Here is an 18738-nt window from a genome sequence, read left to right on the forward strand (position 1 = left end):
ATCAAGATGGAACGGAAAATTCTTTTATTAGCGGGATCTGCAGGCGGCTTTAGTGTTATTCTAAATATCCTAAAAGCATTGGAACGCCCTATTCGAATACCGGTCATCGTTATTGTGCACAGAAACCCTAAATATGCATCGAGTATCGAAGATACATTATCAAAAGCACTATTGCAGCGGATAAAAACAGCAGATGATAAAGAAACCATCGCGGATGGAACAATCTATTTTGCTCCAGCTGGTTATCATTTGCTCATCGAGCCTGATTATAGCTTTTCATTGGACATCTCTGAACCAGTCCAATATTCAAGGCCATCAATTGATGTGACCTTCGAATCTGCAGCCGAAGTCTATAAAGAAAACTGTACTGCTATTTTATTTTCCGGAGCTAATCAGGACGGCGCGCAGGGGTTATTGATGATTAAAAATATGGTGGCAGTACCTTTGTGCAAGACCCACTGGATGCGGAGGTTCCAATTATGCCCCAGGCGGCCATAGAATTAAATGCGCAAGATAAGATCTTAACCATAGCCGAAATAAAAGATTACATTATGCAATTAACCTAAAGTTGTATTTAGATTTGATATAATGAAGAAGATTAATATATTGATCGTCGATGATAAAGTTGAAAATATTATCAGTCTCACAGCCTTGCTGGAGGATATCGAATATGTAAATATAATTAGCAGTACGGATCCCAACGAAGCCCTGAAAATCTGTTGGAAAGAAGAAATAGATCTTGCCTTAGTTGATGTGCAGATGCCCGAAATCAATGGATTCGAATTTGTTACTTTTTTGAAGAAAAACCCTAAAACGAATCACATTATTCCGATCATGGTAACCGCAATTTCGAAAGAGGATAAGTACCTTATTCAAGGACTTAACAGTGGAGCTGTAGACTACCTGTACAAACCTCTTAATCCGGAAGCCACAATAGCAAAAGTCAAATCTTTTGTTCAGCAGCTGTTAATACAACAGGAAATTAAAGAGAAAAATATCGCTTTGGAAGAATCGAAGCAAGCGATTCTTAAAGCAAAAGAGGAAGCTGAATTAGCAAGAAAATCAAAAGAAACTTTCTTAGCTAATATGAGCCATGAAATCCGTACCCCTATCAATGGTATTATGGGGATTACCCAAATGTTAAAAAACTCACAGCTTAGTATCGAACAAGAAAACTGGATCAATAAACTCGATTCAGCATCTCAGAACCTACTAACAATTATCAATGACATATTAGACCTGTCCAAGGTTGATTCTGGCATGATGAAACTTAACATGGAATCCACTTCAGTACATGATATTACGGATGATTTGAATAACTTATTTATAGATAAGGCAAATTATAAGGGATTAAATTTTTATATAGATGTGGACGATCGGATAAACAGTTATTTTTAACTGATCCTCTTCGTTTAAAACAGATTCTAACCAACTTTATCTCCAATAGCTTCAAATTTACCGCCGCAGGTTCGGTCATTTTAAAAATTCAACTTCTAACGGAAAGTGATCAGCAAATTGGTTTACAGTTTCAAGTCATAGACACAGGTATCGGCATAGTCGAAGAAGCTTTGGAAAAAATATTCATTGCTTTTGAGCAAGGGGAAGACAGTATTACCAAAAAATTTGGCGGCACTGGCTTGGGCTTAGCAATTGTCAAACGCATCGCTGCCCTTCTCAATGGAAAAGTCTTCGCATCGAGCGAATATGGTAAAGGAAGCATATTTTCTTTTGAATGTGCCTTCGACAAAATAGAAGATAAACCCTAGAAAAAGAAACACAAGTGCTTTATACAGAGTTACCGAAGTTTAATTCACCGATGATCCTTATCGCCGAAGACAACGAATTAAACAGCTTTATGTTAGCAAATATCCTAAAAAGTTGGAACTGCGAAATTACACTGGCAACAAATGGACAGCTTGCGTTGGAGGAAATAAACAGAAAAAAATAGATCTGGTATTTATGGACGCGCATATGCCCCTAATGAGCGGCTTTGAAGCTATTAAAGAAATACGTCGCCATACCAACCCAATAATTGCGAATATGCCCATCATCTCTATCTCTGCTTCAGTTTTAAAGGCTGAACAACAAGAAGCCATGGATGCAGGGGCAAATGAAGTTGTTGGGAAACCATTTGATCCTATCAAATTATATAAAACAATTGATGCTTTATTGTCAAAATTGAAATGATTGTTTCTATTTACCAATGAAATCATTAATTTTAAGGAATTAACAAAACGTAATAATGAAAAAACTTTTTATGATACCAGCAGTTGCAGTTGCATTGTCAATTGCATCTTGTGGCGGAAACAGTGAGAAGTCTGGCAAATCAGCTAGTACAGAATCGACAACTTCAACAGAAAACCAAGCGACAGAAACAGTACCTGGAATTGAAAACGTGGCTATTTCTAACAGCTTATCTTTAGAAGGTAACGATCAGATGAAATTTGACAAGGACTTATTCCGTGTTAAAGCTGGTGAGCCAGTAGAATTATCTTTCAAAAATGCGGGTACCATGCCAAAAGAATCTATGGGACATAATGTTGTCATCCTTAAACCGGGTGTAGATCTTCCAACTTTCGGCGCTGAGGCAGCAGCAGCGGTGGCTGATGAGTATGTTCCAAAATCAGCTTTATCCTCTATCGTATCCCATACGAAATTATTGGGCCCTGGTGAAACTGATAAAATTACATTTACACTTGAAAAAGGAGTATATCCTTTCATCTGTAGTTTCCCTGGACACTATGGTGTAATGCAAGGCAAAATCGTTGCAGAATAACAACATAAAAGCAAAAAGGATATCCAGAATTGAATATCCTTTTTGTTAACCAATTTTTTGCGCTGGGATAGAAAGGAATTCGCTCAAGTACACTTTCAATATCCATTATTGCCTATATTCCGTTGCTCTTCATAATCCTCTTTCAATAGGTCTACATCGATATACTTTTCTTCTAGAAGCTTGACCTCTCTATATATTTTTCTTCCAGACAAATTATCGACCTTAGATTATCTTAAAGGGGTAGGCCGCATTTCTTTTATCAAAAAAATGTAAAGTAAGTCTATTCGGTTACAAATCGCAAGTTTTGATTTCCTATCCCATTAATAATCATTAAATTTGTACTACTAAAAATTAAAACGTAATCAATGCAATACGACGTAATTGTAATCGGAAGTGGTCCAGGCGGATATGTAGGAGCTATCCGTTGTGCCCAATTAGGATTAAAAACAGCTGTTATTGAAAAATATAGCACATTTGGCGGTACTTGTCTTAACGTTGGATGTATTCCTTCGAAAGCGCTTTTAGATTCATCGGAGCATTACCACAATGCTGCCCATAATTTTGACGCATTCGGCATCAGTTTAAAAGATCTTAAGGTAGATATGGCAAAGATGATTGCTCGTAAAGACGATGTCATTGCGCAAAATACTGCCGGTATCACTTTCTTATTTAAGAAAAACAAAATTGACAGTTTCAAGGTGTAGGTTCATTTGTGGATAAAAACACCATTAAAATAACAAAAGCAGATGGTTCTACAGAACAGATCACTGCCAAAAATGTCATCATTGCAACAGGATCAAAACCGACTTCGTTACCATTCTTGCCAGTTGACAAAAAAGAATTATTACTTCTACTGAAGCCCTTAATTTAAAAGAGATCCCAAAACACCTTATCGTCATCGGCGGTGGTGTAATTGGTCTGGAATTAGGTTCGGTATATGCTCGTTTAGGTTCAAAAGTCTCTGTAGTTGAATTTGCGAAATCTATCATTGGTACAATGGATGGTGGCTTAGGAAAAGAATTGCAACGTGTTTTGAAAAAATCATTGGGCATGGAGTTCTACCTAGGACATAAAGTAACAGGTGCTACCGCAAAAGGTAAAACGGTAAAAGTAACTGCTGAGGATCCAAAGGGACAAGAAATCACATTGGATGGTGATTACTGTATCGTTGCTGTTGGACGTACAGCTTATTCTGAAGGTTTAGGCTTGGAGAACATTGGCATTACATTAGAAGAAAGAGGTAAGAAAATCCCTGTAAACGCACACTTAGAAACTTCTGTTCAAGGTGTATTCGCAATTGGAGATGTCATTACTGGAGCGATGTTGGCGCACAAAGCGGAAGATGAAGGGGTATATGTCGCGGAATATATTGCTGGACAAAAACCTCACATCGACTACAACTTGATTCCAGGCGTTGTGTACACATGGCCTGAAGTAGCTTCAGTTGGAAAAACTGAAGAGCAACTTAAAGAGGCTGGTGTGAAATATAAAGCAGGATCTTTCTCTTTCAAAGCTTCTGGCCGTGCAAAAGCATCTGGTGATACAGATGGTTTTGTAAAAGTACTAGCTGACGCAACAACCGACGAGGTATTAGGCGTACATATGATTGGTCCGCGTGCAGCTGACATGATCGGCGAGGCTACAGTAGCGATGGAATATCGTGCTTCTGCAGAAGATATCGCACGTATCTGTCATGCTCACCCAACCTATACTGAAGCTATTAAAGAAGCGGCATTAGCCGCAACTGCAAATAGAGCAATACACGCGTAAGCGTTAAACAGAATAAACCTAAGGGGAAAAGGAAACTTTCCCCTTTGTCATAAATACCTATATCAGATGAATTTTTATACAAGAAAATGGGTCAAACCGAAGACCTTAACCCCAATGGAACATTGTTCGGCGGAACACTTTTGCGTTGGATAGATGAAGAAGCGGTTATTTACGCTATTGTACAATTGGGAAATCCTAAAGTGGTTACAAAGTTTATATCCGAAATAAACTTTGTAAATTCAGCCAAACAGGGGATATTTTAGAATTAGGTATTGAAGCGATCAATTTCGGAACAACGTCATTGACGATGCGTTGTGAGGTCAGAAATAAAATTTCAAAGAAAACAATCCTATCCATCGACAAATTAGTGTTTGTCAATTTGGACGAGGACGGAAATCCCACCCCACATGGAAAAGATAGTATAACGTATGCTTATATGGGCATCGAGAAAACAGGGCGAGATGACTAAACATCTCCCCTGTTCCTTTGATATTAAATAGGTGTTTTTTATAAAGCTCTGTTTGGAAATTTGCGATCACAAATTATCAAGCACCATGCGGAAAGCTTAACTTTCTAAGCCATGGGCTCACACTTTTGGAATCTCTATGCAAATATCTCACTATTACGATTTTTGTCTTTTGCCCTCGATTTCCTTCTTTAGATCCAGCTCCACCCAAAATCCCAGGATTGGAACCAAAGAAGCCAAAAAGTACTTTATAGCTTTTAAAATAGGCCATTTATATTCGACAGTAGACATGATGAGCATCACAACGAATATAACGACAAAAAAGCCATGAATGGATCCCGCAATCTTCACAGCCTCTGGTATTCCAGCGAAATATTTCAAGGGCATTGCAATAAAAAACAAGCAAATCGTGGAAATAGCCTCCCACAACGCAATCTGTCTAAATATTCTTAACATAATGATAAACTGAGTATTGTGAACTTCAAAAATAAGACTCTAAATACGGTTGCCCCATTATTTTTACCCTTTTACCGAGTCGTGACATTATCCCGAATACATTGACATTGTTTTATCAAAAACCGCCAATTTTACAATAAATAGTTCATATTCATCAGAAAAAATACGTACTTTTGAATGAATATAAGGTTCGGTACCTTGGTATTTGAAGCTATAACACTCAACTACAGAATATTTATTTATATGAATTACGACATCATTGTAATCGGTAGTGGTCCAGGCGGGTATGTTGCTGCCATTAGAGCCGCTCAGTTAGGGTTCAAAACAGCGATTATTGAACGCGAATCATTAGGCGGAATTTGTCTAAACTGGGGCTGTATCCCTACAAAAGCATTATTGAAAAGTGCTCAAGTATTTGAATATTTAAACCATGCCGCAGATTACGGCATCAATGTTCAAGGTGGTGAGGCTGATTTCGAAGCTATCGTCAAAAGAAGCCGCGGCGTAGCTGAAGGAATGAGTAAAGGTATTCAGTTCTTGATGAAAAAGAATAAAATTGATGTCATCAATGGAACTGCAAAAATTAAAAAGGTGGTAAGATCGATGTAAAAGGCGCAGACGGTTCTACCAAAGAATATGCAGCAAAACATACCATCTTGGCGACAGGTGCACGTTCACGTGAGTTGCCTAACTTACCACAAGATGGCAAAAGATTGTTGGTTACCGCCAAGCAATGACATTACCTAAACAACCAAAATCTTTAGTTGTTGTTGGTTCTGGTGCCATCGGTGTTGAATTTGCTTATTTCTATAATGCAATTGGAACAAAAGTGACTATCGTTGAGTTTATGGATAGAATCGTTCCAGTTGAAGATGAAGAAATCTCAAAACAACTAGAAAAAGCTTAAAGAAACAAGGTATTAATATCCTTACTAAATCAGAAGTTCAATCTGTTGACACATCTGGAGAATTGAGCAAGGTTTCTATTAAAACTGAAAAAGGTGTTGAAGTAATCGAAGCAGAAGTTGTATTATCTGCAGTAGGTATTGCTCCTAATATCGAAAACATAGGCTTGGAAGAGGTTGGTGTAAAAACTGATCGTGGCCGTGTTGTCGTAGACGATTTCTACAAAACAAATATTGAAGGTGTATACGCTATCGGTGATATCGTTAAGGGTCAAGCTTTAGCGCACGTTGCTTCGGCAGAAGGTATTACTTGTGTTGAAAAAATCAAAGGTCTTCATGTAGAACCTATTGATTACAACAACATCCCTGGATGTACTTATTGTTCTCCAGAGATAGCGTCTGTTGGTTATACTGAAAAAGCAGCTAAAGAAGCTGGATATGAAGTTAAAGTAGGTAAATTCCCATTCTCTGCTTCAGGGAAAGCTTCGGCAGCTGGAGCAAAAGACGGTTTCGTAAAAGTTATCTTTGATGCAAAATATGGTGAATTCCTAGGTGCACATCTTATCGGAGCTAATGTTACTGAAATGATCGCTGAGGTTGTTGTAGCCCGTAAATTGGAAACAACAGGACATGAAATGATCAAAACAATCCATCCGCACCCAACAATGAGTGAAGCTATCATGGAAGCATGCGCCGATGCGTACGGTGAAGTGATCCATTTATAGTCACATATAAACATAAAAAGAGGGGAAGAACATTCGATCTTCCCCTCTTTTTTATGTTACTTTTTGGTTGAAAATTACATTACCAACCTCGACTTAAATACAATTTGTTGGTCTGCTACATCTGAATTCTCGATTCGTTCAAATAGAATTTCGGCTGCCTTACGGGCTTGCATACCTGGAAACTGCTCGATACGACCCATTGGTGGGTTTTCCATGTATTGCCAAAGAGGATAATTAGCATAGCTAATAAAGAAGATATCTTGATTTAAAACCAACCCTTTGTTGCGCGCTGCCTTCATCAAATCCAGTGTAACAAAGTCATTGAAAGAAATAATCGCTGAAGGTCTTTCGGACATCGCAAATATACTGTCCATTGCTTTCTCATTTCCTTCGGTGCTCAGGTCTGTTTCAATAATATTTTTTTCCAAGATATCCATCCCATTTCGCTTCATTGCAGATAAATAGGCTACTTTTCTATCCTCACTCGCAGGCAAAGTCTTTGGCCCATTGACCAAAGCAATGACTTTATGCCCACGGGCAACAAAAGCATCAACAGCCTCATTCATTCCTGTGGATAGATCGCTTTGAACTTTATTGATATTCGGTAAACTAGGAACACAATCAAAAAAGACAACCGGGATTCCAGATGACTCTAATTTCTCGATAAACTCCAAATTAATCGTTTTCTTACCAATAGACATCAAAATACCATCTACCCTATGATTTTTAAATGTTTTTAAAATCTGTTCTTCCCGATCAGGATCATCCAACGACTGCCCCATTAAAACAGTGTACCGTTGTGCCGAAGCAACATTTTCTATTTCGCTGATTGCAAAAGAAAAAAATGGCTCTGAAAGACTGGGTAAAATCACAGCTATGGTAAACGTTTTACGCTGTTTAAAAAAATGGCTGTTTGATTGGGTTCGTAGTTCAATTCTTCGGCCATTTTTTTACACGCATTGTCGTTACCAATCCAATACTTGGATGGTCATTCAATGCTCTTGACACCGTTGAAGGACTGATTTTCAGCTTCTTGGCAATTTCCTTAATCGTGGCAGGCTTGTTCACTTTATTCATAAATCCAAGGGCTTTATATAAAAATAGGGCTTTTATATCCCTAATCATAATTTTTTTTTCAACAATGTTTATTCAGTATATTTTAAAGTCAAAACATTGTTGGTAGATAATACAAAGATAATCAATGAAAACTTAGTCCACAAATTGAATCGCAGTGATATCCACTGCAAATTCCTGTACTAAAAATTGAGTAGGGTCTATTTGCCGGAAATCAAGTTCATCTTGAAAATAAATTTTCACTCGATTGCTAAACTCACCCCAGTCTACAAATTTCACCTTATTCAATTGCTCCAGTGGATTCCTTTCGTCAAAACGCATATTTCCTTACCTTCCGCATTCAATTGCGAAAATAGTGCAGTAATATGGTCAAAAAGATGCAACTTAAGTGGTAATACAGCATTTACATGTAGTCGTTCAAAATGCTCCTTGTACTTCATATCAAATCCAAAAGTCGCTTGCGCATGTTCAAATAGGAATTCCTCGCCCTGATTTTCCAAATGGTTTTTCATAAAGTTGACCAAATCACCCTGTGGGGGAAGGTCTCCGTGAATTCTATAAAGTTAGCAAAGAGATAATAAACTTGGAGTAAGTAGTCTTTTTCGGAAAAAGAACATCATCCAATTCAAAGACGTACACTTTTTTTTCTTCTGGAAACATCATCACTAATAGACCTTAAAATTAAAAAAGTTGAACAGATTATGCCCAACAGATACCAAATTGAGAATAGGATTATTTTACTTCGACACACAGACTAATGCGAACTCTTCAGCCGAATCCGAAGTGACCATAAGTCCATCCAATGTACTTTCATAGATCTCCTCACCCAACAAATTATTGCCTTTTGAAAGCAAAACATAAGGAAGATCAGCCGGAGGGTTTTCAATGATAGAAAATGTTTCAAGGATGTCCTTATCTGGCACGAGAACTGAAATCTGATATTCATCAAATAAAACTTTGGCTTCGGCCAATGGTTCCAGTTCGAAACCGCCTAAAGGTAACACATAATCAACCTTTTGATCTAAACTCAATTTTAGCACCTCATGCGCAAAAGTTGGTAGCAAGCCCTTTGGAATGGCTACATAATTCCCAGACTTTAAAAGTAATTCCGGAATCTCTTCCGAACTCGCATACAAAACCTCAAAACTACCTGAAAGTTTTCTAGCGATACGCATTGCCAGCGGTCTGGTTCGAAAGTTATCAATATTTTCTTCATCAAAATAAAATGTTATTCATCGGCAACTAAGCCCTCAAAGATTCTTCCAATAAATCAGGCTGGCTCTTTTCGTCCTACACCTCGATCTATAAGCACAATGGCTTTCCTATGAAATAGGTTACACCACCAATCCGTCACGCATATGAATTGTTCGATCCGATATACGGGCCAATTCTTCATTATGGGTAACGATGATAAATGTTTGTTGGAATTTGTTTCTAAGATCAAAAACAGCTGATGTAAGGCCGCTGCATTTTCGGAATCCAGGTTCCCTGAAGGCTCGTCAGCTAAAATGATTGAAGGATCATTCATCAACGCCCTAGCGACAGACACACGTTGTTGTTCACCTCCAGACATTTCAGCAGGCTTATGATCAATACGATGAGAAACACCGAGTAGCTCAATAGTTCTTTCGCTTTCGTTTCGGCTTCAGCTCGCCCCTGGCCGCGGATAAATGCAGGAATACACACATTTTCCAATGCGGTAAATTCAGGCAATAAATGATGAAACTGAAAAACGAAACCAATATGCTCATTGCGAAATGCACTCAGCTTTTTGGCACTCAGTTTATGGATATCGACGCCATCAATAAATATCGAACCTTGGTCAGGTTTGTCCAACGTTCCGATAATATGCAAAAGTGTACTTTTACCTGCCCCTGACGCTCCGACAATACTCACGATTTCACCCTTTTCCACGGTTATGTCGACGCCTTTTAAGATGGGCAATGCCCCATAAGCTTTGTGAATTCCTTTGGCTTGTAACATCATAGGGCAAAGATAAATAAATTTACGATATCACACCTTTGAATAAATAAGCAGTTATTTCTCTATTTCAGCCATTTTATTTTTCACAAATGTCAAAAAATAGATAAAAGAGCAATTTATCGCTTGTCTTATCCCTCAAAAAAACATATTTTTACGCCAAATATTTTTGCAAATGAACATTCACGAATATCAAGGAAAACAAATACTAAAGAGCTTTGGTGTGCGCGTACAGGAAGGTATCGTAGCAGATACTCCAGAGCAAGCTGTGGAAGCGGCTAAAAAGATGAAAGAAGACTACAATTCCGACTGGGTTGTTGTCAAAGCTCAAATTCACGCTGGTGGCCGTGGTAAAGGTGGTGGTGTCAAGTTAGCTAAGAACTTAGATGAAGTCAAACAAAAAGCAACTGACATCATTGGTATGCAATTAGTAACGCCTCAAACTGGACCTGAAGGTAAAAAAGTAAACAAAGTTTTGGTTGCTCAAGACGTTTACTATCCAGGTGAAAGCGAAACAAAAGAATTCTACATGTCTGTATTATTAGACCGTGCTACAGGACGTAACATTGTTATGTACTCTACAGAAGGTGGTATGGACATTGAAGAAGTTGCAGAAAAAACACCGCACTTGATTTTCAAAGAAGAAATCGATCCAAAAGTAGGCTTACAAGGATTCCAAGCACGTAAAATTGCTTTTAATCTAGGTCTTTCTGGTGCTGCACACAAGGAAATGGTAAAATTCGTTGCTGCACTTTACAAAGCATACGATTCTACTGACTCTTCTATGTTCGAGATCAATCCGGTATTAAAAACTTCTGATGACAAAATCTTAGCAGTTGATGCCAAAGTAAATCTTGACGAGAACGCATTGTACCGTCACCCTGATTACGCAGCTATGCGCGATGTAACAGAAGAAGATCCAACGGAAGTTGAAGCTGGTGAATCAAACCTTAACTATGTTAAACTTGACGGTAACGTTGGTTGTATGGTAAACGGTGCAGGTCTTGCAATGGCAACAATGGATATCATCAAATTAGCTGGTGGTGAACCTGCAAACTTCTTAGATGTTGGTGGTACTGCAAATGCTGAAACTGTAAAAGCTGGTTTCAATATCATTTTGAAAGACCCTAATGTAAAAGCAATTTTGATCAATATCTTCGGTGGTATCGTTCGTTGTGACCGTGTAGCGCAAGGTGTTATTGATGCTTACAGTGAAATTGGTAATATTCCTGTTCCTATCATCGTACGTCTTCAAGGTACTAATGCTGAAGAAGCGAAAAAATTAATCGATGAATCAGGCTTACAAGTTTATTCTGCAATCTTATTGAAAGAAGCTGCTGAATTAGTAACTAAAGTGTTGAAAGGTTAATTCCTTCAATCATCATAAAGCTTAAAAGCGGAACAACTCAGTTGTTCCGCTTTTTTGCCCCCAAGGCAGCTATTTTTACTCAGTTTGACGCAAATAGTGGCCGGGAAAAATTAAGTTTAGAAGCTTATTGAGCCTTCATTCAGCGAATTAAATCAACATTTATACCCAATAAACCAATAGAATAGCTTATTTTTGTATTGCTTTTTTAACAAAGCATCTTTTACAAGTCATTCTCCAAAAATTAAGATGGAACACACAAGAATAAAGGAACTATTGAATGCCACAGAATTCGGCAAAGAGGTCGTTGTTAAAGGTTGGGTAAGAACTTTCCGTAACAATCAATTTATAGCAATTAATGACGGTTCGTCAATCAATAATATTCAAGCAGTAGTCGATTTTGAAAATACACCTGAAGATATCCTAAAGCGTATCACTACCGGAGCTGCAGTTCGTGTAAAAGGTCAATTGATAGAATCGCTAGGTAAAGGACAAAAAGTAGAAGTTAAAGCTACTGAAGTAAGCATTATAGGTGATTCAGATCCTGAAAAATACCCTTTACAACCGAAAAAACACAGCTTAGAATTTCTACGTGAAATTGCTCACTTACGTTTTCGTACAGGCACATTCAATGCAGTATTCAAAGTACGTAACGCCTTAGCTTTCGCTGTACATAAATTTTTCCAAGAAAATGATTTTGTGTACATGCACACACCGATTATCACAGGTTCTGATGCAGAAGGTGCTGGTGAAATGTTTCAGGTGACTACCTTAAATTTGAACAACCCGCCACGTAAAGAAAATGGCGAAATTGATTTCAAGGAAGATTTCTTCGGGAAATCTACAAATCTTACCGTATCTGGTCAATTGGAAGGTGAACTCGGAGCAATGGCTTTTGGGAACATCTATACTTTTGGACCAACCTTTAGAGCTGAAAACTCAAATACAACACGTCACTTGGCTGAATTCTGGATGATAGAACCTGAAATGGCTTTCTATGAATTGGAAGACAATATGGATTTAGCAGAAGCTTTGCTGAAATACGTGATTAAATACGCTTTGGAAACTTGTCCTGAGGAAATTGAGTTTTTGAAAAGCCGTTTGTTAGAAGAAGAGAAATCAAAACCAGCAGCAGAACGTTCTGAATTAAATTTGGTTGAAAAACTAAACTTTGTCTTAGAGAACAATTTCGAACGTGTAACTTATACTGACGCTGTTGAAATACTAAAACGTAGTAAGCCAAACCAGAAGAAACAATTCAAGTATCTAATTGATGACTGGGAGCTGACCTGCAATCTGAACATGAACGCTATTTAGTGGAAAAACACTTCAAAAAACCTGTTATCCTAACTGATTATCCAAGAGAAATCAAATCTTTCTACATGAAACAGAATGAGCCTGATGCTCAGGGTCGTAATACTGTTCGTGCCATGGATATTCTTTTCCCAGGTATCGGTGAAATGGTCGGTGGTTCGCAACGTGAGGAAAATCTTGACCGTCTATTAGCACGTATGGCCGAAGTAGGTATACCAGCAGCAGAAATGGAATGGTTCTTGGATACACGCCGCTTTGGTTCAGTGCCACATTCAGGATTTGGTGTAGGCTTTGAGCGCCTGGTATTATTCACAACCGGAATGACAAATATCCGCGACGTAATACCATTCCCCGCACACCGAAAAACGCAGAATTTTAATATAAAGAACAACAGCCAAAACAAAATATTTTGGCTGTTGTTCTTTAAATATATACGTAGTGGAAGAATAGTTTTGAAGCTTTGACATCATCCGCTTCCTGCTCGAAAGTGACCAGATTAAAAACTAAAATCACCCTACGCCATTATAAATTTTACCAGACTAGATATGCTTATCAAAATATATAACGACAATCCCAATCCAAAAGCCATCGCGCAAGCCGTTGATATCCTTAGGCGTGGTGGTGTAATCATTTACCCTACAGATACCGTTTACGGTATAGGCTGTGATATTACACAACAAAAGGCAATTGAACGTGTCTGTGAGATTAGAGGCTTAAAGCCTGATAAGGCCAACCTATCTTTTATCTGTTACGACCTGACCGATATTTCACAATACACCAAATCTTTCGACACCGCTGTCTTTCGTGTCCTTAAGAAGGCATTACCCGGCCCTTTTACATTTATCTTTAACGCGACCACTAAAGTTCCCAAACTATTAAGTTCGAAGAAGAAAACCGTAGGTATTCGTGTACCAGACAATAACATCGTTCGGGAAATTGTGAAACAATTAGGCAATCCGATTGTGACGACTTCCATCCACGATGAAGACGAAATTATCGAATACTCTACGGATCCCGAATTGATCTATGAGAAATATCAAGATCTCGTGGATGCCGTTATTGACGGAGGCTTTGGGGACAATGTCGCTTCAACAGTAGTAGACCTGACAGAGGGAACCTTTGATGTTGTTCGTGAAGGAAAAGGTGATCTGGAACAATACTTATAGAATTTAGTATTCTCCAAATAGTGCAAGACTATTTAACATTTCAACAAATATCTTAACACACCAACAAGGATCACCTCAGATTAGATTGTTGGTATTTTGTGCATAAGATCTACTTTCCGACACTTAAATACTCACTTTTCCACAAAAATAACCACTTATTAACAGTTGAAATGTTAATAAGTGGAACATACACATATAACCATTGATCTAAAATGTGTATAACCCAGCACTTATTAACAAGCAAATGTGAATAAGGTAAATAAGCAAGTCTAGAAAATAACGATAAATGTGCAAAACTAAAGGGTTATCAACATAAAAATGTTTATAACAAGCTTAAAAACTCTTCGGCATCGAAATATGATGTGTATAACAGATCCAAATTCACATAACAATGTTGAAAGTTAACAACCCAACTCCACACGTTGCTTCAACGCTGTGTTAAAAAGTTCAAATCCCTGCCTCGTTGTCAACAATAACTTTCCGCAGAAGGGGATTAATATACCAGAAAACAGCTCACCCTGAATGAGTCGAACCTGTCCCTCCTCCATTGGCTCCAATATAAAATAATGTTCGCCATCAAAAATTCCAGGGATAAATAGTTTACCTTTCCAACGTAGCTCGCGGTTTGAATCAATACGTAAAAAGCGTGGGTTCATCTTTATTTTAAAACCATCGGGTTGTTCTAGCATGACTGAACAGCGCTGTCCCAATACAGGCTCCTGTCCAAAGCTTTTAATCGTTGGGCTCCACACTGGATAAGTCTTGAAATCTGTCAACACTTGCCATACTTGCTCAATTGTCGCTTTAATTATGATACTTGTCTCAATCTTTTTCATTTTTTCAATAATATTTATATCCCTGCATATTGAAGCCCACATGCTTACCCCAATACCCCTTATCGGTTGCTATACATCATGATGGATTCATTGAATTGACGATACTCCAGAAAACAAGTGTGTACAAAGTGTTTCAAATTGAATACCTTATTACACAGAAGCCTTAGGCCAATTCAAAGCCCATCGGCTCCTCATTTACTATTGGAGATAAAACAAAACTAGGATAAGAAATGGAGACAGCTCTTGACTTTTATCAAGAACTCATTTTTGCGCGGATACGACTGAGTGTTTCGGGGCTCATACCCAAGACTGAGGCTATATATTGAAGTGGTACTTGATGGAATAGGGATTTATGTTGTTCAAAATATTGTTGATAACGTTCTTCTGCTGTCAAACAAATAAAATCCGAAATTCGTTGCTCCATCGCTCCGAAACATTTTGCTAAAAATGCCTTTTCAAATTTATTCCATTCAATAACCTCAGATTCCATCTTCTGGTAATCTGATTTTGGTAAACGGTACAAATGACAGTCACTGATGCATTGAAAATTCCATTTGGAAGGGGTATCAAAAATAAAAGAAGAGAGATCTGTAACGAAATGATTAGCTGTACCGATCCACTGTGTAAATTCTCCTTTTTTACTCCATGCGAATTGGCGAATCAGTCCGGATTCGATAACAAATAAATTGGAAGAATAGTCCCCTTCTTTGATCAGATAATCTCCTCTTTTGAGTTCAATTTGTTCGAAACTTGCGAACAATTTCTCCTGAGTGGCTTCTGGAAGAGGAAATAGGTTTTCAAACAATTGATTAAACATACCTACGAAAGCAAACTACAAGATCACGACTTCTTCGATGATGACGTGTCCTACATACTCGTTTACCCTTCCAAGGATTTGCCGACGCATTAAAGCCAATTCGTTTTTAATAACGGCAGACTCCACACGCACAAACAACTTTTTGTCTCGTACATAAAGCTGTTGCGTACGATTGGCAATTGCTTTACCAATCAATTGAGGCCATACTGAAGCGATTGAGGTCTCATCAAATTTTCGACGTAGCTTGTAAGCTTCAAGGAGACGTTCTACCCCCTGCTTAATGGTCATATCATCGCTTGACCGAATAAATTCTAGGCTCTTTTTCGTTGGTTGCTTCTTATACATTCACTTGTCCTCCTTCGATACCAAATATACGAACAGGGCGGTTGATTTCGTCAAAGATTCGTTGAATTCTTTTCGAATCTGTATCCGTTAGAAAAATTTGCCCAAAATCATCCTCAGAGACCATCTGCATTAATTTATGGGTACGGCGATCGTCGAGCTTATCAAAAATATCATCCAAGAGCAACAAAGGTTTGAATCCCTTTTTCTGTTGTAGATAAGAATATTGAGCAAGTTTCAACGCAATGAGAAATGATTTTTGTTGGCCCTGCGAACCAAACTTTTTAACGGCATTCCACCATGAATGGTAAATATCAGATCATCCTTATGAATTCCCTGACTGGTGCGTTCCAGAATACGATCACGCTCCAGGTTTTTCTCTAGGATATTCAAGAATGAATCTAACATTAGCGGAGATTCATACTGCAATTGGACAGATTCAGCATCTTCGGTCAGAAATTGATAATGTCGATCAAATTCAGGTTGGAACTCCGCCATAAATGATCTTCTCTTTTCAAAGATAATTTTACCTACTTCCTCCAGTTGAAAGTTAAGAATTTCGATTAAACCTAGATCCAAGACATTGGTTTGGCGAGCTTGCTTCAGCACGCTATTTCGTTGGATCAGAAACTTGTTGTAGATGATTAAGGTATCTAGGTATTTATTGTCAGTTTGTGAAATCACGTTATCCACAAACTTTCGGCGTTCCTCGCTACCGTCTGTGACGATTACGCTATCATTGGGAGATATCATGACCAAAGGAAAAGCCCAATATGATCAGCCAATCGAGGATAATCTTTTTTTTATTTTTTTAAACTGCTTTTTTGATTCTTTTTTAGGCTACAGGAAATAACGTCACTATTCGATTCCTTATCAAATTCTCCCTGCACCATAAACCAATCATTACCGGATTTGATATGTTGCGAATCAATAGGATTAAAATAGCTTTTACAAAGTGACAAGTAGTGGATCGCATCCAATAGATTGGTTTTACCAACACCATTATTCCTGTAAAAGCATTTACTTCAGGGAGAAATTCAATGAAGATTCCGAGTAATTCTTGAAATTTAGAACAGAAAGTTGCTTGAGCCACATAGCTACAAAGATACGCTATTTGGACCGCTAAAAATTATTTTATTTCCTCAAAATCGACAAACTCACCAGCTGTTTCTGTCCCCTTACGCTCTGGAGTTTCCTTCGGTGGGATATAGTCAACCTGAATTTTACCCTCTGGTTGGGATCTTTTATTTTCTTGTTGTCCTTGACCAGTGAATTCGTAATAGAAAGCCACCTTGCCCCTGTCCGCTATATGCTCCCCCTGTTCCTGCGCTTTTTTCATCAACTTTTCAGCTGCTTTGCGCATCGCAAACGGTAAAAATAATTTGAATAAGAATCTTACTACAAAGTAAACAGCGACTGTAATAAGTATAAATTTTAAAAATGCCATAGTTAATTCGTTGCTATTTTCTCAAATTTAACCAATAACTCGATAAACTGTTGTCTTTAAATTGTCAGATAAGAAATATTAACAAATTTTAAGACTTTCCCAATTTCCCTTTTGTCTCCATGATCGTGCGGTATAGCTCTTCATGCCGTTGTGTTCCCAACACATAAGTTAATCCATCTTTATCTGTTAGATATACAGCATTTTTTCCACCCGCAAAAAACTTAATCTTCCCTTTGGTATGTAGATTATAAACAGGATTATTAAAAAGAATGTACTATAAGGAGCCTTTTCAACCTTCGAGATCGAGGCCAGATCAATTTTCACAACGCGCGTTGACCAAAGGCCACTGATCAAGATATGGTCCTGAAATACCTCAATTCGAAACAAGACCATATACATCATCACAATAGATGTAATAATAATCCCAACTCCGACAATGAAAAACAATTGACTGGAGATCAAATGATCCAAGTTTAGATAAAATGCCGTAAAGCAGAATAGCACAAGTACCAAACGCACGCTTATCCAAACACGGTCACGTCCTAAATATTGATTTTCCGAATAGAGTACACCTTCTTTCATTTCTTTTATTAGTATTGAGCTAGTAGACTTAAGCCTTAATCACATTTACAGACTAAAGTAAGGACTTTTTTTGTATTGCTAGTAATCTTATAACGATTATCCATACGATAATTGGCTAGCCAAAGGATATCGCCATTACCATTCACTACAATGGGAATATTTTCCTTTTCGAATAAGCTGATTTTTTTATTGATGAAAAAATCGCTCAGTTTTTTCCGACCTTCCATGCCTAAAGGATAAAAACTATCCCCGATCTTCCACGAACGAATCGTCAAGGGAAAGACAAGCAGATCGTAATCGAGTTTTGCGATCTCTTTATTGTTGGTGATAGTAAGCTCAGTAGATACTCCCGCATGGAAACAATACTGCTTCCACTCCACGGTTGATGTTTCTGAGGTAATTATTGCTTCGTCCAAAGATATAAATTCCTTTTCTCTGATAAAAAGTTCATTTCTATCCAAAAGCATATTGTAACAATCCGATTGAAAAATACGACCTGATTCCTTGGCCCAAGCCTGTTGCAAATCACTTAACACTGCTTTTGAAAAATTAAAATCAGAAAACAGTTCGTATAATAAAGGTAAATTATTCAAATATTCTTCCAGGTCTTCCTTACGCACCACCCAACCATCGCCGGTCGTCTGAAAAAGTTTGTTACGTATGGGTTCGACAAATTGTTGTAACAAAACATATGATTCCTTAAAGTGTGTAATATTC

At 37.9% G+C, this 18738-nt stretch carries 25 protein-coding genes and 5 pseudogenes; 15 read left to right on the forward strand and 15 right to left on the reverse strand.

Translation table 11 applies throughout. The features are described 5' to 3' along the window. Positions 1 to 6 precede the first annotated feature (6 nt). The 9 genes and pseudogenes from KUH03_RS13300 to KUH03_RS45835 all read left to right on the forward strand — a co-directional run bounded on the left by KUH03_RS13300 (position 7) and on the right by KUH03_RS45835 (position 5015). A pseudogene (locus KUH03_RS13300) lies at positions 7 to 566 on the forward strand (chemotaxis protein CheB). Between the two features lie 22 nt (positions 567 to 588). Further along, the gene (locus KUH03_RS13305) at positions 589 to 1398 is read left to right on the forward strand and encodes a two-component system response regulator (RefSeq protein WP_257093989.1); all 810 of its coding nucleotides are present in this window, start codon (positions 589 to 591) and stop codon (positions 1396 to 1398) included. Positions 1399 to 1436: 38 nt separating this feature from the next. Continuing rightward, the gene (locus KUH03_RS13310; RefSeq protein ID WP_257096946.1) at positions 1437 to 1766 is read left to right on the forward strand and encodes an ATP-binding protein; all 330 of its coding nucleotides are present in this window, start codon (positions 1437 to 1439) and stop codon (positions 1764 to 1766) included. A gap of 14 nt (positions 1767 to 1780) precedes the next feature. Then, positions 1781 to 1948, forward strand: coding sequence for a hypothetical protein (locus KUH03_RS13315; protein WP_257093991.1), 168 nt, complete (start codon positions 1781 to 1783; stop codon positions 1946 to 1948). Positions 1949 to 1959: 11 nt separating this feature from the next. Then, entirely contained in the window at positions 1960 to 2187 is a 228-nt protein-coding gene (locus tag KUH03_RS13320) for a response regulator (protein WP_257093993.1), read from the forward strand. 55 nt (positions 2188 to 2242) lie between these two features. Then, positions 2243 to 2776, forward strand: coding sequence for a plastocyanin/azurin family copper-binding protein (locus tag KUH03_RS13325; RefSeq protein ID WP_257093995.1), 534 nt, complete (start codon positions 2243 to 2245; stop codon positions 2774 to 2776). A 365-nt stretch (positions 2777 to 3141) separates the two neighbouring features. Further along, positions 3142 to 4546: pseudogene (gene lpdA, locus KUH03_RS13330) on the forward strand (dihydrolipoyl dehydrogenase). 86 nt (positions 4547 to 4632) lie between these two features. After that, entirely contained in the window at positions 4633 to 4809 is a 177-nt protein-coding gene (locus tag KUH03_RS45830) for a hotdog domain-containing protein (RefSeq protein WP_306429562.1), read from the forward strand. A 44-nt stretch (positions 4810 to 4853) separates the two neighbouring features. Then, positions 4854 to 5015, forward strand: a complete 162-nt coding sequence (locus KUH03_RS45835) for a hypothetical protein (RefSeq protein WP_306429563.1) — start codon at positions 4854 to 4856, stop codon at positions 5013 to 5015. Positions 5016 to 5168: 153 nt separating this feature from the next. Here KUH03_RS45835 and KUH03_RS13340 read toward each other — a convergent pair whose 3' ends face one another. Next, on the reverse strand, positions 5169 to 5468 hold the full coding sequence (locus KUH03_RS13340) for a DUF3817 domain-containing protein (protein ID WP_257093996.1): 300 nt from the start codon (positions 5466 to 5468) through the stop codon (positions 5169 to 5171). Positions 5469 to 5711: 243 nt separating this feature from the next. On the opposite strand from KUH03_RS13340, the gene KUH03_RS13345 reads away from it, so the two are divergent. From KUH03_RS13345 to KUH03_RS13355, 3 genes and pseudogenes are all read left to right on the forward strand, one after another. Further along, entirely contained in the window at positions 5712 to 6077 is a 366-nt protein-coding gene (locus KUH03_RS13345) for an FAD-dependent oxidoreductase (RefSeq protein ID WP_257093998.1), read from the forward strand. A 124-nt stretch (positions 6078 to 6201) separates the two neighbouring features. Next, positions 6202 to 6617 (forward strand): annotated as a pseudogene (locus KUH03_RS13350) (FAD-dependent oxidoreductase); the annotation flags it as partial. Positions 6618 to 6734: 117 nt separating this feature from the next. Further along, complete coding sequence (locus KUH03_RS13355) at positions 6735 to 7097, forward strand: hypothetical protein (protein WP_257096949.1); 363 nt, start codon at positions 6735 to 6737, stop codon at positions 7095 to 7097. Between the two features lie 74 nt (positions 7098 to 7171). Here the strand turns inward: KUH03_RS13355 and KUH03_RS13360 are convergent, their stop codons facing one another. From KUH03_RS13360 to KUH03_RS13385, 6 genes and pseudogenes are all read right to left on the reverse strand, one after another. Continuing rightward, complete coding sequence (locus KUH03_RS13360) at positions 7172 to 7969, reverse strand: substrate-binding domain-containing protein (RefSeq protein WP_257094000.1); 798 nt, start codon at positions 7967 to 7969, stop codon at positions 7172 to 7174. A gap of 58 nt (positions 7970 to 8027) precedes the next feature. Further along, the gene (locus tag KUH03_RS13365) at positions 8028 to 8222 is read right to left on the reverse strand and encodes a LacI family DNA-binding transcriptional regulator (protein WP_257094002.1); all 195 of its coding nucleotides are present in this window, start codon (positions 8220 to 8222) and stop codon (positions 8028 to 8030) included. A gap of 84 nt (positions 8223 to 8306) precedes the next feature. Then, a complete protein-coding gene (locus KUH03_RS13370; protein WP_257094004.1) occupies positions 8307 to 8492 on the reverse strand; it encodes a hypothetical protein in 186 nt (61 codons plus the stop codon). Then, on the reverse strand, positions 8456 to 8683 hold the full coding sequence (locus tag KUH03_RS13375; protein ID WP_257094006.1) for a hypothetical protein: 228 nt from the start codon (positions 8681 to 8683) through the stop codon (positions 8456 to 8458). The genes KUH03_RS13370 and KUH03_RS13375 overlap by 37 nt, the downstream gene beginning before the upstream one ends. A 225-nt stretch (positions 8684 to 8908) precedes the next feature. After that, positions 8909 to 9346, reverse strand: coding sequence for a hypothetical protein (locus tag KUH03_RS13380; protein ID WP_257094008.1), 438 nt, complete (start codon positions 9344 to 9346; stop codon positions 8909 to 8911). Between the two features lie 159 nt (positions 9347 to 9505). Continuing rightward, a pseudogene (locus tag KUH03_RS13385) lies at positions 9506 to 10154 on the reverse strand (ABC transporter ATP-binding protein). A 172-nt stretch (positions 10155 to 10326) separates the two neighbouring features. On the opposite strand from KUH03_RS13385, the gene sucC reads away from it, so the two are divergent. From sucC to KUH03_RS13400, 3 genes and pseudogenes are all read left to right on the forward strand, one after another. Beyond that, positions 10327 to 11520, forward strand: coding sequence for an ADP-forming succinate--CoA ligase subunit beta (sucC, locus tag KUH03_RS13390; RefSeq protein WP_120261531.1), 1194 nt, complete (start codon positions 10327 to 10329; stop codon positions 11518 to 11520). A 246-nt stretch (positions 11521 to 11766) separates the two neighbouring features. Then, positions 11767 to 13210: pseudogene (gene asnS / locus KUH03_RS13395) on the forward strand (asparagine--tRNA ligase). Positions 13211 to 13376: 166 nt separating this feature from the next. After that, complete coding sequence (locus tag KUH03_RS13400) at positions 13377 to 13997, forward strand: L-threonylcarbamoyladenylate synthase (RefSeq protein ID WP_120261529.1); 621 nt, start codon at positions 13377 to 13379, stop codon at positions 13995 to 13997. A gap of 401 nt (positions 13998 to 14398) precedes the next feature. On the opposite strand, the gene KUH03_RS13405 is transcribed toward KUH03_RS13400, so the two are convergent. From KUH03_RS13405 to tilS, 8 genes are all read right to left on the reverse strand, one after another. Continuing rightward, positions 14399 to 14833 carry an SRPBCC domain-containing protein gene (locus KUH03_RS13405; protein WP_257094009.1) on the reverse strand — a complete coding sequence of 145 codons (435 nt, stop codon included), beginning with the start codon at positions 14831 to 14833 and terminating at the stop codon, positions 14399 to 14401. 253 nt (positions 14834 to 15086) lie between these two features. Further along, a complete protein-coding gene (locus KUH03_RS13410) occupies positions 15087 to 15650 on the reverse strand; it encodes a Crp/Fnr family transcriptional regulator (protein ID WP_257094011.1) in 564 nt (187 codons plus the stop codon). 15 nt (positions 15651 to 15665) lie between these two features. Beyond that, positions 15666 to 15938 (reverse strand): DUF721 domain-containing protein, encoded by a 273-nt coding sequence (locus tag KUH03_RS13415; protein WP_257094013.1) that lies wholly within the window; start codon positions 15936 to 15938, stop codon positions 15666 to 15668. A gap of 49 nt (positions 15939 to 15987) precedes the next feature. Then, a complete protein-coding gene (locus KUH03_RS45840) occupies positions 15988 to 16233 on the reverse strand; it encodes a hypothetical protein (protein WP_306429564.1) in 246 nt (81 codons plus the stop codon). Then, positions 16230 to 16745, reverse strand: coding sequence for a hypothetical protein (locus tag KUH03_RS45845; protein WP_306429565.1), 516 nt, complete (start codon positions 16743 to 16745; stop codon positions 16230 to 16232). The genes KUH03_RS45840 and KUH03_RS45845 overlap by 4 nt, the downstream gene beginning before the upstream one ends. A gap of 376 nt (positions 16746 to 17121) precedes the next feature. Continuing rightward, the gene (locus tag KUH03_RS13425; protein ID WP_257094015.1) at positions 17122 to 17439 is read right to left on the reverse strand and encodes a DUF4834 family protein; all 318 of its coding nucleotides are present in this window, start codon (positions 17437 to 17439) and stop codon (positions 17122 to 17124) included. Positions 17440 to 17625: 186 nt separating this feature from the next. Then, entirely contained in the window at positions 17626 to 18021 is a 396-nt protein-coding gene (locus tag KUH03_RS13430) for a hypothetical protein (protein WP_306429566.1), read from the reverse strand. Between the two features lie 35 nt (positions 18022 to 18056). Beyond that, positions 18057 to 18707, reverse strand: coding sequence for a tRNA lysidine(34) synthetase TilS (tilS, locus tag KUH03_RS13435; protein ID WP_257094016.1), 651 nt, complete (start codon positions 18705 to 18707; stop codon positions 18057 to 18059). Between the last annotated feature and the right edge of the window lie 31 nt (positions 18708 to 18738).

This window comes from Sphingobacterium sp. E70 (genome assembly GCF_019285695.1).
GTDB classification, from domain to species: Bacteria; Bacteroidota; Bacteroidia; order Sphingobacteriales; family Sphingobacteriaceae; genus Sphingobacterium; species Sphingobacterium detergens.